14 protein-coding genes are annotated in these 14969 nt (G+C 66.9%); 4 read left to right on the top strand and 10 right to left on the bottom strand.

What is annotated here, in order from left to right; translation table 11 throughout:
* Positions 1-83 precede the first annotated feature (83 nt).
* A complete protein-coding gene (locus tag AAHS21_RS05845; RefSeq protein ID WP_342927096.1) occupies positions 84-1535 on the top strand; it encodes an adenylate/guanylate cyclase domain-containing protein in 1452 nt (483 codons plus the stop codon).
* A gap of 7 nt (positions 1536-1542) precedes the next feature.
* Here AAHS21_RS05845 and AAHS21_RS05840 read toward each other — a convergent pair whose 3' ends face one another.
* From AAHS21_RS05840 to glpX, 3 genes are read right to left on the bottom strand one after another with little or no spacing between them, the layout of a single operon-like run.
* Positions 1543-2580 carry a hypothetical protein gene (locus AAHS21_RS05840; protein ID WP_342926758.1) on the bottom strand — a complete coding sequence of 346 codons (1038 nt, stop codon included), beginning with the start codon at positions 2578-2580 and terminating at the stop codon, positions 1543-1545.
* Positions 2581-2598: 18 nt separating this feature from the next.
* Entirely contained in the window at positions 2599-4002 is a 1404-nt protein-coding gene (locus AAHS21_RS05835; protein WP_342926757.1) for a class II fumarate hydratase, read from the bottom strand.
* A gap of 37 nt (positions 4003-4039) precedes the next feature.
* Positions 4040-5125 (bottom strand): class II fructose-bisphosphatase, encoded by a 1086-nt coding sequence (glpX, locus tag AAHS21_RS05830; RefSeq protein WP_342926756.1) that lies wholly within the window; start codon positions 5123-5125, stop codon positions 4040-4042.
* An 83-nt stretch (positions 5126-5208) separates the two neighbouring features.
* Here glpX and AAHS21_RS05825 point away from each other — a divergent pair, with 83 nt between their 5' ends.
* Positions 5209-5877, top strand: coding sequence for a DUF4245 domain-containing protein (locus AAHS21_RS05825; protein WP_342927095.1), 669 nt, complete (start codon positions 5209-5211; stop codon positions 5875-5877).
* An 11-nt stretch (positions 5878-5888) separates the two neighbouring features.
* Positions 5889-6686 (top strand): dienelactone hydrolase family protein, encoded by a 798-nt coding sequence (locus tag AAHS21_RS05820; RefSeq protein WP_096289779.1) that lies wholly within the window; start codon positions 5889-5891, stop codon positions 6684-6686.
* Here AAHS21_RS05820 and AAHS21_RS05815 read toward each other — a convergent pair.
* From AAHS21_RS05815 to AAHS21_RS05790, 6 genes are all read right to left on the bottom strand, one after another.
* Entirely contained in the window at positions 6667-7818 is a 1152-nt protein-coding gene (locus tag AAHS21_RS05815; protein WP_342926755.1) for an AI-2E family transporter, read from the bottom strand. The two genes, AAHS21_RS05820 and AAHS21_RS05815, sit on opposite strands and share 20 nt — an antisense overlap.
* Positions 7819-8030: 212 nt before the next feature.
* Positions 8031-9275 carry an HNH endonuclease signature motif containing protein gene (locus AAHS21_RS05810; protein ID WP_342926754.1) on the bottom strand — a complete coding sequence of 415 codons (1245 nt, stop codon included), beginning with the start codon at positions 9273-9275 and terminating at the stop codon, positions 8031-8033.
* Positions 9276-9399: 124 nt separating this feature from the next.
* Positions 9400-10494 carry an NAD-dependent epimerase/dehydratase family protein gene (locus tag AAHS21_RS05805; RefSeq protein WP_342927094.1) on the bottom strand — a complete coding sequence of 365 codons (1095 nt, stop codon included), beginning with the start codon at positions 10492-10494 and terminating at the stop codon, positions 9400-9402.
* 61 nt (positions 10495-10555) lie between these two features.
* Positions 10556-10816 (bottom strand): exodeoxyribonuclease VII small subunit, encoded by a 261-nt coding sequence (locus AAHS21_RS05800; RefSeq protein ID WP_342926753.1) that lies wholly within the window; start codon positions 10814-10816, stop codon positions 10556-10558.
* On the bottom strand, positions 10806-12065 hold the full coding sequence (gene xseA, locus AAHS21_RS05795) for an exodeoxyribonuclease VII large subunit (RefSeq protein ID WP_342926752.1): 1260 nt from the start codon (positions 12063-12065) through the stop codon (positions 10806-10808). The genes AAHS21_RS05800 and xseA overlap by 11 nt, the downstream gene beginning before the upstream one ends.
* Complete coding sequence (locus AAHS21_RS05790; protein WP_342926751.1) at positions 12062-12670, bottom strand: lipid droplet-associated protein; 609 nt, start codon at positions 12668-12670, stop codon at positions 12062-12064. The genes xseA and AAHS21_RS05790 overlap by 4 nt, the downstream gene beginning before the upstream one ends.
* A gap of 89 nt (positions 12671-12759) precedes the next feature.
* Here AAHS21_RS05790 and AAHS21_RS05785 point away from each other — a divergent pair, with 89 nt between their 5' ends.
* Positions 12760-13758, top strand: coding sequence for a 4-hydroxy-3-methylbut-2-enyl diphosphate reductase (locus tag AAHS21_RS05785; RefSeq protein WP_342926750.1), 999 nt, complete (start codon positions 12760-12762; stop codon positions 13756-13758).
* Positions 13759-13780: 22 nt separating this feature from the next.
* On the opposite strand, the gene AAHS21_RS05780 is transcribed toward AAHS21_RS05785, so the two are convergent.
* A complete protein-coding gene (locus AAHS21_RS05780; RefSeq protein WP_342926749.1) occupies positions 13781-14959 on the bottom strand; it encodes a DUF6542 domain-containing protein in 1179 nt (392 codons plus the stop codon).
* Between the last annotated feature and the right edge of the window lie 10 nt (positions 14960-14969).

The raw sequence follows: 14969 nt of genomic DNA, 5'->3' as shown, positions 1-14969 counted from the left end.
CAGCGGACGGGCGGCAGGCGCGAGAATCGCGCGAGCCCGCGGCGATATCCGAGGCGCCGCAGCGCAAGTCGGCCCGCAGACTGTTGATCGAGTACGCGGTCGACCTTTCCCTGTCCTACCTCATCGCCGTCATCGACGTCGCCGCCATCCTGATTCCACTGCGGGGACACACGTCCGCGGCCACCAGCGTCGTCTTTGCGCAGAAAGACACCGCGATCGTGGTGACGCTAGTGGTCCTGGGCATCGTCGGCGTCGCGGTGGCCGCGGTGTTCAGCCTCCTTCCCACAGCGCGCTGGTATGCCGCCGGCCAGGAACCCACCACCGCGCAACGGGAAGTCGCGATGCGGCTGGCCGGACGGCAGACGGCCATCCTGGTGGCGGCCTGGGGTGCAGCCGGGGGCATCTTCGTGTTACTCAACCTCGGCGGCGGCCCCGCCCTGTTGCTTCCAATGGCGCTCGGGGTGGCGCTCGGCGCGCCCGCCGCCGCGGGCACCGGGATGCTGCTCGCGCAACGGACCCTGCGCCCCATCATGGGCGCGGCGACCCGGGGGCTCGAGCCCCGGTTGGCGGTGCCCGGCGTGTTCGCACGACTGGTCATGCTCTGGTTTCTGGTGAGCGCACTTCCGGTCGGCGTCATCGCAACGCTGGTGGTGCTGCGCACCTACGGTTGGCTGATTCAAAAATCCGCATCGCTGGAGGTGCCGATCCTGGTGGTGTCACTGGCCGCGCTGCTGCTCGGGCTGCCCACGATGATCCTGACGTCGCGATCGATTTCGGACCCGATCGGCGAAGTCGTCGACGCGATGGCTCAGGTCGAGCGCGGCAACATCGACACCACCGTCGGTGCGTACGAGCGATCCCAAATCGGACGCCTACAAACGGGATTCAACCGCATGGTGGCCGGTCTCGCCGAGCGTGACCGGCTACGCGACCTGTTCGGTCGTCACGTGGGGGCCGACGTCGCCCAGCGCGCGATCGAGGAGGGTGCGTCGCTGTCGGGCGATGTGGCCGAGGCGGCGGTGCTGTTCATCGATCTGGTGGGTTCGACTCAGCTCGCGGAAAGCCGTCCGCCCCAAGAGGTTGCCGACGTGCTCAACGACTTTTTCCGCATCGTGGTCGACGCCGTCGACGAGCACGGCGGCCTGATCAACAAATTCGCGGGCGACGCCGCGCTGGCGATCTTCGGGGTACCGCTGCACACCGGCGAGCCGTCATCGGCGGCACTGGCCACGGCGCGCACGCTGGGGACCCAACTGCGGCGCCTCCCCGTGGATTTCGGTATCGGGGTGTCGGCGGGCCGGGTCTTCGCTGGCAACATCGGCGCCGAGAACCGGTATGAATACACGGTAATCGGAGATGCGGTCAACGAAGCCGCACGCCTGGCTGATCTGGCCAAGACTTCGGATCGGCGCATCCTGTGCTCGGCGGCGGCCATCGACCGGGCCGTCGAGGCCGAACGGGGTCACTGGGTCCAGTGCTATTCCACCGTGCTGCGCGGCCGCTCCGAAGCCACCCATGTGTCGGCGCCCGCCTGAAACCGCCTTACTTGGAGACCTTCAGCGATCCGATCACCTGGCTGAGCAGCCCGGCCGAGGCGGAATCACCGATCGGCGTTGCGCCCAGGAAGATGGTGACCGGCTTGGTGTCGACCGCGATGATGACCACGGAGTCGCCCTTCACCTTGCGGGCGGGGTCGGCGATCGTGACATCGGCGTCCACCCGGGCTGCCTTGATCCCCTCAACCGTGATCGACGACTTCTTGATCGGACCCAGCGTCGGTGAGGCGTTCGAATAGCCGGGGCCTTCGGCCACGCAATTCATCAACTTCGCGGCCTGCGTGCTGACGTCCATGCTGGGAACGAAGTTGGTGATCGCGACCTCGGCCTGCATCACCCACTGGCTGGCGCCGGGCACCTCCTGCGCTAGCCCCACTGCGCCAATGAGATTCGGGGTCTGGTCATCCGAGAACGGCATCCATCCGGGTGCCGCGGTGGCCGGAAACGACAACTTACCCGCCTTGATCGGCGCGCCGCCCGCGGGCTTATCGCCACCGGACACATTGGGCGTGCAATCGCTCGCGGTCTGACCGGAACCACCCGGCTGCTGCGACGTCGGCGCGGCGGTCGTCGTCGACGGATTGGTTTTGGGTCCTTTGGGCTCGTTGTTCAGGCTGACGACGAGGATCACCACCAGCGCGATGACGCCCAGCACCGCGATGCCGGCGACGATCAGCCACGGCATGTTCGACCGAGGCCCGTTCGGCGGCGGTCCCGGTGGGTAGGAGCCGGGCGGCCAGCCGGGGGGATACTGCTGTGCCCCGGGCTGACCGTAGGGCTGACCCGGATACGAAGGATCCATCCCGCCTTGGGGATTGGTGAACGGACCGGTCGGCGGGTAGGGATACGCACCGCTCTGCGGCCCCGAGTAAGGGCCGCCAGGCGGGTACGGGGGAGGGCCGCCCGGCGGTGGGCCGCCTTGGGGAGGGCCGCCTTGCGGTGGGCCGCCCCAATATGGGCCCTGCCCATACGGATTCGCGCCGTACGGATCCTGCCCGTAGGGACCGCCTGGAGGAACCGTCATTGCAGAACCACCCCCACTTTATTTCGCCGGTTTGACCTTGGCCATCGCCAGCACGTCTAGCCGGCGGTCCAGTTCGTCGATCGACAGCTTGTCGCCGATCAGGCCGCGGTCGATGACGGTCTGACGGATCGTCTTGCGCTCCTTGAGCGCTTGCTTGGCCACGGCGGCGGCTTCCTCGTAGCCGATGGCCGAGTTCAAGGGGGTCACGATCGACGGCGACGACTCCGCCAACTCGCGCAGATGCCCTTCATTGGCCTTCAGGCCGACGATGCAGCGCTCGGCGAACAACCTCGACACGTTGCTCAGCAGCTTGAACGATTCCAAGATGTTGCGGGCCATCATCGGGATGTAGACGTTGAGTTCGAACGCACCCGACAAACCGCCCACCGCGACGGCGGCGTCGTTGCCGATCACCTGGGCGGCCACCTGCGTAACCGCCTCTGGCAGAACCGGATTGACCTTGCCCGGCATGATCGAGCTGCCCGGCTGCAGATCCGGCAGCTGTATCTCGCCCAAACCGGTCAGTGGCCCGGACCCCATCCAGCGGATGTCGTTGGCGATCTTGGTCAGTGACACGGCGATGGTGCGCAGCGCACCGGACGCCTCCACCAGTCCGTCGCGCGCCGCCTGAGCCTCGAAAGAGTTTGTCGCCGTGCGCAATTCGGCCAGACCCGTCGACGCGACCAGCGCCTCAACCACCTTGGCGCCGAAGCCGTCGGGAGCGTTGAGCCCGGTACCCACCGCGGTTCCGCCGATGGCCAGCTCGCCGAGGCGCGGCAGCGTGGCGCGCACCCGCTCGATCCCCGCCTCGATCTGCCGGGCGTAGCCGCTGAATTCCTGGCCGAGGGTGACCGGGACGGCGTCCATCAGGTGGGTGCGGCCCGACTTGACCACGGTGTGCCACTCGCGTGCCTTGGTCGCGAGCGCGTCGTGCAGTATTTCGAGCGCCGGGATCAGGTGGCGCACGGCGGCTTCGGTCGCCGCGATATGGGTGGCGGTTGGGAAGGTGTCGTTGGACGACTGCGACATGTTGACGTCGTCGTTGGGGTGCACCGTGACGCCGTTGGCGGCCGCGATGGACGCGATCACTTCATTGGTGTTCATGTTGGAGCTGGTGCCCGAGCCCGTCTGGAAGACGTCGATCGGGAACTGGTCGTCGTGTTTGCCATCGGCGATCTCGGCCGCCGCGGCGATGATCGCATCGGCCTTCTCCGGCGCCAGCAGCCCGAGGTCGCAGTTGACCTGAGCGCAGGCGCCCTTCAGCAGGCCCAACGCGCGGATCTGAGTGCGCTCGAGGCCCCGGCCCGAAATCGGAAAGTTCTCCACAGCGCGCTGGGTTTGCGCTCGCCACAACGCTTTTGCGGGTACACGTACCTCGCCCATGGTGTCGTGCTCGATGCGATATTCGGCGCTTTCGGCCATGAATTAGTTCCTCTTCGTTGGGGTGTGCTAATCGCGGTTACGGCAGGGGGTAGGCAGCGGTGCTGTCGCCGGTGAAGTCGATCGCGGAGTATTCGTTGAGCTTCGAAAGCCGGTGGTAGGCCTCGATCATGCGGACGGTTCCCGATTTGGACCGCATCACGATCGATTGGGTGGTGCAACCGCCGGGGTAGTACCGGACACCCTTGAGCAGATCGCCGTCGGTGACCCCGGTGGCGCAGAAGAATACGTTCTCGCCGGACACCAGATCCTCGGTGGTCAGGATCTGGTCCAGGTCGTAGCCGGCGTCGAGCGCCTTGCGGCGTTCGGCGTCGTCGCGTGGCGCCAGTTGCGCCTGGATGGCTCCGCCCATGCAGCGGATCGCCGCGGCGGCGATGATCCCTTCCGGGGTGCCGCCGATGCCGGCCAGCATGTCGGTTCCCGATTGGGGCCGACACGCCGAGATGGCCCCGGCGACGTCGCCGTCGGTGATCAGCCGGATGCGGGCACCGGTGGAGCGGGCGTCTTCGATGAGCTGACTGTGCCGCGGCCGGTCCAGGATGCACACCGTCATGTCCCGCACCGAAAGATCCTTGACCTTGGCGACCGCGCGGATGTTGTCGGCGATCGGCGCGGTGATGTCCAGCACGTGGGCGGCTTCGGGCCCGACGGCGATCTTGTTCATATAGAACACCGCCGACGGGTCGAACATCGCTCCGCGGTCGGCCACCGCCAGCACCGAGATGGCGTTGGGCATGCCCTTGCTCATCAGCGTGGTGCCATCCACCGGGTCCACGGCGAAGTCGCAGTCCGGTCCGTCGCCGTTGCCGACCTCCTCGCCGTTGTAGAGCATCGGCGCTTCGTCTTTTTCGCCTTCTCCGATGACGACGACCCCGCGCATGGACACCGAGTTGACCAGTTCACGGATCGCGTCGACGGCCGCACCGTCGCCGCCCTCCTTGTCGCCACGGCCGACCCAGCGGCCGGCGGCCATCGCGCCGGCCTCAGTGACCCGGACCAGTTCCAGGGCCAGGTTGCGGTCTGGGGCCTCGCGACGTGCCCGTACCTGCGGGTCGGAGCCCGCGGTAGCGGTCGAAGACGAACCGGATCCGCCCGATGCTGTCATGGTTGCTGATTCTCCCAGAAGCTGATCGGTCCGCTGGATCTGGGCTGTGGCTGCCCACGGCGGGCTGGGATACTCGTGGGGTGATCGACGAGCAGCCCGACGCCGAGAAGGCCGGTGAGCCGGTGCCGGCGGCCAGGCCGGCCAAACCCCGGTTGTTACAGGACGGCCGCGACATGTTCTGGTCGCTGGTGCCGTTGGTGATCGGATGCATCCTGCTGGCCGGCCTGGTCGGGATGTGTTCGTTCCAGCCGACCGGGCCGAACAAGGGCGCGATTCCGTCGTACGACGCAGCGTCTGCCCTGCGTGCGGATGCTCAGACGCTGGGCTTTCCGATCCGGATGCCGCGGCTGCCCGAGGGCTGGCAGCCCAACTCCGGCGGCCGCGGCGGCATCGAGAACGGGCGCATGTCCAATGGTCAGCGCCTGGCCGCGGCCACCTCGACGGTGGGGTACATCGGTCCCACCGGAATGTATCTGAGCCTGACGCAGAGCAACGCCGACGAGGACAAGCTGGTCGGCTCGATCCATCCGTCGGCGTATCCGACGGGAACGGTCGACGTCGGGGGCACGAACTGGGTCGTCTATCGCGGTTCCGGTGACAGCGGTGCCGACGCCGAGCCGGTCTGGACCACCAGGCTGACCAGCCCGGGCGGAACCACCCAGATCGCGATCACGGGTGCCGGAAACACCGATCAGTTCCGTACGCTGGCGGCGGCGACGCAGTCGCAGTCGCCCCTGCCGACCAGCCGATAGGAGCGACGCGCGTGAACGCACCCGAAGCGGATTTGTCCGGATGGGTGGTGGCACCGTTCACCGGTGGCGGCTACACCCATGACGTCTACCGCAAGGGTGCCGGGCCCGGGGTGGTGTTGATTCCCGAGATACCCGGGATCCATCCCGGGGTGCTGGGCCTGGGCAATCACTTGGTGGACAACGGATTCACCGTCGCCATCCCGTCGCTGTTCGGGGTGCCGGGCAGAGCCAAGACGACCGGGTCCATCGTGGAGGTCATCGCGCGGACTTGTGTGGCAAAGGAATTCGCGGCCTTTGCGACGAACAAGGAGCGGCCGGTGTCGCAGTTTCTGCGTGCGCTGGCCCGTGATCTCAAGGCGTCGACCGCAAGCAAGGGCGTCGGCGTGATCGGCGAGTGTTTCACCGGAGGCTTCGCGCTGGCCGCCGCCGTCGACGACAGCGTGCTGGCGCCGGTGCTCAGCCAACCGTCGGTGCCGTTTCCACTCGGCCGGACGCGGCGCAGCGATCCGGGCCTGAGTGAGTCGGAGCTGGCGGTCGTCGCCCGTCGTGCGGCCGATGAAGGTCTGTGCGCCATGGGCCTGCGTTTCAGCGAGGATCCGGTGGTGCCCGCCGAACGGTTCGCGGCGCTCAAGCAGCGCCTCGGCGACGCGTTCGAGGTGATTGAGATCGACTCGAGCCCCGGCAACGCACACGGCTTCGCAAAGTCGGCGCATTCGGTGCTGACGTCCGAGGTTCGCGAAGTCGACGGCCATCCGGCGTACGAGGCCCGCAAGCGGGTCGTCGAATTCCTCACTGAGCGGCTGACTTAACTCCCGGCTTGTTGCCCGTGCGGCGTGGCAGCCAGCCGCGGCGCGCGGGTGGGTCGTCGTCCGGGTTCACCAGCTCGACGCCCTGATAGACCGCCAGGTAGACGTCGAGTGTCGTCACGATCAGGATCATCAGCACCGGGCCGATGACGATGCCCCAGGGTCCGAACATGGCGATGCCGGCGAACACTGACAGCAGCATCAGCGCCGGATTCAACCGGGCATCGCGCGGCACCAGAACGGGGCGCAAGAAGTTGTCGATGTTGGTGACCACCACCAGATGCCACAAAATCACGAACGCCCCGCCGACGATGTTGCCGTAGAAGATCATTCCGATACCGAACGGGATCGTCACGATGCCACCGCCTAGCGGGATGATCGACAGCGCGGTGAGCAGAATCGCGAAAATGAAGAAGCCGTGGTGGAATCCGGCGATGTAGATCGACCCGGCACCCGCGACACCTTGGCACAACGCGATGACGAACTGGCCGAACACGGTGCCGCGCACCATCGCACCGGTCTTCTTCAGGTACAGATCCGTGACTTCCTCGCCCAGCGGGTTGAGCTGACCGATCAACGAGCGCAACCTTTCTCGATGCACCAGCAGCGCGAGAAAAAGGTAGAGAAAGATGATCCCGTTCGTAATGGCGCCGAAGGCGCTTCCCGCAGCACCCTGTAAGGCGTGCAGCAGTCCCTGCCCGATATTCTGCGCGCCGGTGACCATCGCCTTTCGCAGCATCTCCGCATTAATCGTGATGTGCAGGAACGGAACTCGAGCCGCCAGATCGTTGACGATGTGCAGGACTTTGTCACCGAGCCCGCTGAGGTCGGTGGTCTTGACCCACCCGGAAATGCTGTCGATCATCCGGGAGACCTGGACGACGGCCAGCACGATGAACAGACCAACCGGCACGATTACCATCGCGAGCGCCGACAACAACGTGAAGGTTGCCGACAGGCCGGTGCCGAAACGCTTGTTGAACCAATTGAACAGTGGCGTGAACAAATACGCGCCGACTGCGGCCACCACGATCAGCACGAAATAGTCGCGCAGGAAGTACGCGCCGAACAGCAGCGCGATCAATGTGATTACCGCCAGCGCACGCTTTTGAGTGAGCGTGAATTCGGTGTTCATGCCAACCCGCCGCCCTCCACGTCGCCGTTGAGCTGAACCTTAGCCTTGGCTGCCTGTGTGGCGGCGGCTTTGGCCATTACGGCCGGGCTTTCCGGACTGCTGGTAACGCCACCCACTGGTTCAGGTTAGTGCGCATACCGGCGAGGTGTTGCACGGGCCGGAACGAATTGCTGCCTGCCTCAACCGGTTTGATCACCAGACTTACGGCCGACCTAGTTGGAGGTCGGTGGTGGTTGGGGTTGGAAGGGGTCGTACCACCACCAGTCGGCGCGTTCGCCGGTGGGTCCGGGGCACGGTGGGACGTCGGGTGGGGGTTGGGTGGGTGGGCGTGCGAGCGATCCTGCGCTCAGTGGCCGGCCGTCCTCGTCGGTGATGGTGAGGTGGTCGGCGGGTCCGGTGATGGTGATTAGGCCGCGGTGGTGGGAGCGGTGGTGGTAGGGGCAGAGCAGCACCAGGTTGGCTAGTTCGGTGGGGCCGCCGTCTTCCCAGTGCACGATGTGGTGGGCGTGCAAACCCCGGGTGGCCCCACAGCCGGGAACTGCGCACGTTCGGTCGCGGTGCTCAAGGGCCCGACGCAGCCGGCGGTTGATGACCCGGGTGGTGCGCCCGGCGCCGAGGACCTCGCCGTCGCGTTGGAACCAGACTTCGCAGGTGGCATCACAGGTCAGGTAGTGGCGTTCGGCGTCGGACAGCAGCGGACCCAGATGCAGCGCGGCGGCCCGCTCTTTGACGTCGAGGTGCACGACCACGGTGGTGTGCTGCCCGTGCGGGCGGCGGGCCGCTTCGGCGTCCCAGCCGGCCTCCACCAGGCGCATCAACGCGTCGATGGCGTTCGGCAGCGGGGGCCGGTCCGCGGCGGTGCTGTCGCCGTGATCACGCTTCCACTCGGCGAACAGCGCCTCACGATGCGACGCCAGGGCGGCATCGAATTTCGCGGCATCCAGGTGCGGAAGCCGGATCCGGTAGCAGCTGAAATGTTCATCGGAAGTCTGGGTGATCGAGGGCGCCGGTTCGGGGCGTTCGGGCTCGGGGTCGGGTCGCGGTTCCAGCTTGACCGCGGTACGCAACTGGCTAACCGTGGCGACCGCGGCCAGCGCCGCATAGTGCTCATCGGATCCCGCACCCGCCCGTGCGGCGATCACCCCGACCTGATCCAGCGACAGCCGACCCTCGGCCATGCCCGCCGCGCAGCGCGGAAACTCCTCGAGCCGGCGCGCGACGGTGGTGATCGTGTGGGCATTGGCCGAGGACAGGGCGAGCTTCCAGCCCAGCAACGCCGCCACCGACCGCGCCCCCGTCGCCCCGCACAACTCGTCACGCTCGATCTCCGCGGCGATCTGCACGATCCGCCCATCAAGGGCATTGCGCTGACCCGCCAACTCCGCCAACTCCTCAAACAACACCCCAAGACGATCGACCGGGATCATCGCCGCCGGAGACGAAGTGGTCGAAGACATAACAACATCCTTGCACCGGGGTACGACAAATATCGGCCGCGCGTACCGCGCCCCGCGCCCTTATCCACAGTCACGAATTCGCACACAGTCTTTGCCGCCGGGCCAGGTGAGCGGCCGCCGAAAGCTAGCGTTTGGCCGCCTCGGCCTGCCTCTTCATCTGGCCGAACATCTCGACGTAGTAGGGCAGGCACTCATCCAGTGCCTTCTCGGTGGTGAACAGCGGCTGGTAGCCGAGGTCGCGAGACGCCTTGGCGACCGAGAAGAAGTTGTCCAGGTAGAGCCGCTCGACGGCCAACGGCTCCAGTAGTGGCGCGGGAATTCCGAACCGGAAATGCAACCGCTGCCAGCCGGTCATCGCCGCCCGGACAATGGGGCCGTTGACCCGAATTCGCGGCCAGGGCTGCCCGCACGCTTCCACTACCGGCCGGGCGAACTCAAACATGTTGATCGGGTCGTCATCGTTGATGAAGTACGCCTGACCGGGCGCGGTGCCACCGGGCACCAGATGCTGAGCGGCCAGAATGAAGCCGTGAATCAGGTTGTGCACGTAGGAGTTATCCAGTCGTGCCGACTTGCGACCGATCAGCACCTTGACGTGGCCGGCGATCACGCTCTCAAATAGCTTGCGGAACATCGTCTGGTCGCCGCGGCCCCAGATGCCACTGGGTCGGATCGCGCACGTGAGCATGCCGTCAACGCCGTTCTGGGACAACACGAATCGCTCGGCGACGACCTTGGTCTCGGTGTAGAGGTCGTTGAACCGCGTGGTGTAGGGCAGGGTTTCGTCACCGCCGACGATGGGCTGGCCGCCCATCACGACGCTGTTGGACGACGTGTAGACGAACCGCTGCACGCCCGCGGCGCGCCCTGCTTCCACCAGGTTCTGCGTGCCGCCGACGTTGATCGCAAAGCTGCGCTGACGGTATTCGTCGGTCACCGACGAGCCGCCCATCAGCTCGATGATCGCCGCGGTGTGGAAAATCGTGTCGATGCCGTCGACGGCCTGCGCGCAGACATTCTTGTCGGTGATGTCGCCCTGCAGCACTTCCAGGTGCGAGTGCGGGGGAAGTGGCGAGGGCGCGCGGTCGAAGGAACGTACCGAGTATCCGCGGTCGAGCAAGGTGGTCACCAGGTTGGCGCCGACAAACCCGGAGCCGCCGGTGACCAGGACGCGGCCAAGTTCGGTTGTCAGTGAAGGGTCACCCATGCCGGACAGGATAACTGAAACACGTTACAGTTTTGCAAATACCGGTCAATTCACTTTGCATAGACGGTTCGATCTATGTCTCGTCGCTCTGTCCGGCCGCCAGGGCCTGCTCCACTCGCTTGCGGGCGCCAGCTAAGTGCTCTTCGCATCGTTTAGCCAGCTGTTCGCCTCTTTCCCACAGCTTCAGCGACTCATCGAGGTCCAGCCCGCCCTGCTCGAGAAGGCGCACGACTTCGATTAGCTCGTCGCGGCAAGATTCATAGCCAAGTTGACTAATGGGCGTAACCAATTCGGCCTCTGCCTGGTCCACACCGTCGCCTTTGTCATCGACCATCGGTCAGTCCCTCACTCACCGCCGCTACGGCGCCGTCGGAAACGCGCACCCGCAGCCTGGTGCCGGCCGGTGCCTCGTCGACCGAGCGCAGCACGTGCATGGCGTCCGGGGAGCCGTCTACCGGAACGGCCTGCACCACCGCGTACCCACGGGCCAGGGTCGCGGCCGGGCCCAGCGTGGCCAGCCGCGCGGCCAGGTGGCCGACGCGATCGGATTCGGCGGCGACCAACCGGGTGATGTCGCGGCGTACCGCCGAGCGGGCGCGGTGGATCTCCTCGGTGCGAGCGGTCAGCGCCGCCAGCGGCTCGGCCAGCACCGGGCGGCTGCGCAACTGAGCCAGCGCGCGCTGTTCGCGCGACACCCAATTGCGCAGGGCCTGGGCGCTGCGCCGGCGCAGGTCGGCAATCCCTCGCTGCTCCGCGGCGGTGTCCGGGACCACCCTCTTGGCCGCGTCCGTCGGGGTGGCCGCACGTAGATCGGCGACCAGGTCGCAGAGCGGGTTGTCGGGCTCATGGCCGACGGCGCTGATCACCGGCGTACGGCAGGCCGCGATCGCGCGGCACAGGGTCTCGTCGGAGAACGGCAGCAGGTCCTCGACGCTGCCGCCGCCGCGGGCCAGTACGATCACGTCGACTTCGACGTGCCGATCGAGTTCTAGCAGCGCTTCGACGATCTGGGCGACCGCGTTGGGCCCCTGCACGGCGGTGTTGCGCACCGCGAAACGCACTGCGGGCCAGCGGGTTCCGGCCACCGTCGTCACGTCGCGCTCGGCGGCACTGGCTCGGCCGGTTATCAACCCAATCATGTTCGGCAGGAAAGGGATTGGGCGTTTTAGTCTCGGGTCGAACAGGCCCTCGGCGTCCAGTAGCCGGCGCAACCGTTCGATGCGGGCCAGTAGCTCGCCGACGCCGACGGCGCGAATCTCGGTCAGCCGCAACGAGAATGTGCCACGCCCCGTGTAGAACGAGGGCTTTCCGCAGACCACCACCTGGGTGCCCTCGACCAACTTCACCGGTGCGTTGGTTACCAGGTCCCGCGGACACGTCACGGTCAGCGACATGTCGGCGGCCGGGTCGCGCAGCACCATGAACACGGTCTTGGAGTCGGCCCGAATGTTGACCTGGGCCAATTGTCCTTCAACCCATACGGTTCCGAGCTTGTCGATCCAGCCCGCAACCCGGATCGCGACGGCGCGAACCGGGAACGGGTTCTCCGCCGAGTTCGCCTCCGAATTCGCCGACCGGGTCACTTCGCGGACGCGCGGGTGATCCTGTTGGCCAGCAACGTCTGAAACGGTGCCCGGGCCTTGGTGGCTTGCTCGTAGGTCAGCAGAGCTTCGAGGTCGTCCACGCTCAGCGACTGCACCCGGGCCCGCAGCTGGGCCAGTGTCAGCGCCTGATAGTCGAGTTCGGCTGCCACCGACGGCTCCGGAACTTCCGTGTCAGCCGTTGACTTCTTCGCCTGCCCGGTGGGCTTGACCAGCGCGCTGGCGTCTTCGTGCGCCTCGGCCACCGAGTACAGCGCGAACCGCCCTTCGGCCCGGCGATCGCCGCCGGCGCCGTCGGGCAATTCGGCGAAACTTCCGCCCGAGTTGTCCAAGGCGGCTTCGGTGTCCTCGTCGAACGTTGCCCATTCCGGCTTTTCGTCTTTGGGGGGAAATATGGATTCCAGGGTGGAATCCCCCTTGATCACCAGCTCCGCGAGATTCTGCTGAAACCGCATCACGATGTGAGCGACCTCACTGGCCAATGTCATCGGGTACATCAGGATGGTCTTCGGCAGTCTGATGGTCTCTTCGACGGCGACTGTCGCCGCGCCGACCAGTAGCCGAACTCCGTACGGTGCAGAAGCCATGGGTCCAAGATTGCCTTAAGCAACGGCTAACTCCAAGCCCAGCGCCGCGCGCTGGCGACGCCGTGTCGGCGGAACGTACCCTGGAGCACATGCCACCGACTGTCGACATGGGGATTCCCGGTGCGTCCAGCTCGGTAGCCGCCGATCCGGCCCGTAAGCGCGTGTTGCTGGCCGAGCCCCGTGGCTACTGCGCGGGTGTGGATCGGGCCGTCGAAACGGTCGAGCGTGCGTTGCAGAAGCACGGTGCCCCGGTCTATGTCCGCCACGAGATCGTGCACAACCGCCACGTCGTCGACACCCTGGAAAAGGCCGGCGCGGTGTTCGTCGAGGAGACCGATCAGGTCCCCGAGGGCGCCATCGTGGTGTTCTCCGCCCACGGGGTGGCGCCGACCGTGCACGCCGCGGCCGCCGAACGCAACCTGCACACCATCGACGCCACCTGCCCGTTGGTTACCAAGGTGCACAACGAGGCCCGGCGCTTCGCCCGCAACGACTACGACATCCTGCTGATCGGCCATGAGGGCCACGAGGAGGTCGTCGGCACCGCCGGCGAGGCGCCCGACCATGTGCAGCTGGTCGACGGGGTGGCGTCGGTCGACAACGTGACGATCCGCGACGAGAACAAGGTGGTGTGGCTGTCGCAGACCACGCTGTCGGTGGACGAGACCATGGAGATCGTCGAGCGGTTGCGGCAACGCTTTCCGAAGCTGCAGGATCCGCCCAGCGACGACATCTGCTATGCGACCCAGAACCGTCAGGTCGCGGTCAAGGCGATGGCGCCGGAATGCGAGCTGGTGATCGTCGTCGGGTCCCGTAATTCGTCGAACTCGGTGCGGCTGGTGGAAGTGGCGCTGGGCGGCGGGGCGACGGCCGCTTACCTGGTCGACTGGGCCGACGACATCGACCCGGCCTGGCTGGAGGGCGTCACGACGGTGGGGGTCACCTCCGGAGCGTCGGTTCCCGAGGTGCTGGTGCGCGGCGTGCTGGAGCGCCTCGCCGAGGCCGGCTTTGACGTGGTGCAGCCGGTGACGACGGCCCAGGAGACGCTGGTCTTCGCGCTGCCCCGCGAGATCCGCTCGATGCTCTGACCTTTGCAGCTCGCGGTACGGACTAGGCGTCGTACTCCCAGGATTCGGCCGGAGGACGCTCCTGGGGACGACCATTCGCCCGTGAGCGACCGCGCCGCTCGTCCGACGAACCAGACCCGCGGTAACGGACCTGCGAGATCGGGTGGTGTGACGGGTTTGAGCCATTGGTCCCGCTCGCCGTGGCGTGACGGCGCCGGGGCTCCGACGCGGGTTGATAGGACTCGTACGGCTGGTAGGACGGGTATCGGCGCAACGGCTCCGACGGTTCGTACCTGTCGTAGTCCTCGTAGCGACTGCTGCGCGCAGTCGGGCGCTCGTAGGGATTGCGGCGGCTGCGCGGGTCCCGACGGCCTTCCCGTTGCGGTTCGCCGCGCTGGTCGGGATCGCCCTGCGGTCGCGGACGGCGCCGCGAGGACCGGCTCGGCGGGTCGGCGGGGTCGTAGTCGCGCGGCGGGGTCTGGCGCCGCCGGCGGGGTCGCTCGGCCGCCGGGTCGTACTCCTCCTCCGGCGACGGGCGGGCGTGCCGCGACCGGCTTCGGGCGGAACTTGCCGCGGGGCGGCCGCTGCGCTCCGTGCGGCTTCTGGCCGAGGCTTTCGTGGAGCGGCGCTGCGAAGCGACGGGCTGTTCTTCGTCGGCCTCGTCGTCGTCCGACGACGCGACGCCCAGCAGCGAGTTCAGTTTCGCGCTGACGGCCCGCAGGAAGGGCGACTTCTCGGCAACGGTCGCCGTCGCGGTGTCTTCCGTCGCGTCACCAGTGGCCGGCCGCCGCGACATCCCCAGGTACCACCGGACCAGTCCGATCAGCAAGACGCCACCGGCGGCGCCCAGCATCAAGGGGAAACGCTCGATGAGCGGATAGCCGCAGTTGATCAGCAGGTCTTTGAGGCTGCCGATTTTGCCGCCGTGGAACAGCCAGTAGGCGCCCGGTACCGCGCAGAACAGGATCAGCGGCGGCTGGATGACCGCGGTGAACAAGCCTTCCTGGCGTACGGCCAGCACGGCCACCACGCAGCCCGCTATATAGAGGCCAGCGAAGATGCCGGTCAGCTCCTTGTGGCCGAGTCCGGAGTCGATGCCATACCCGATGGCGGTCGCGGTAACGGCGATGAGCAGGGCTATCCACGACGGCACTCCCGGAATGCCCGGGTAGATCGAGCGATGGGCAGCTTCTACTGCCGAGGTTCCCCGCTGCGCTGACACATGTAGACCG

It is taken from the genome of Mycobacterium sp. 050272 (assembly GCF_039023525.1).
Lineage (GTDB): Bacteria > Actinomycetota > Actinomycetes > Mycobacteriales > Mycobacteriaceae > Mycobacterium.
This window is presented reverse-complemented; position numbering and strand designations above follow the sequence as displayed.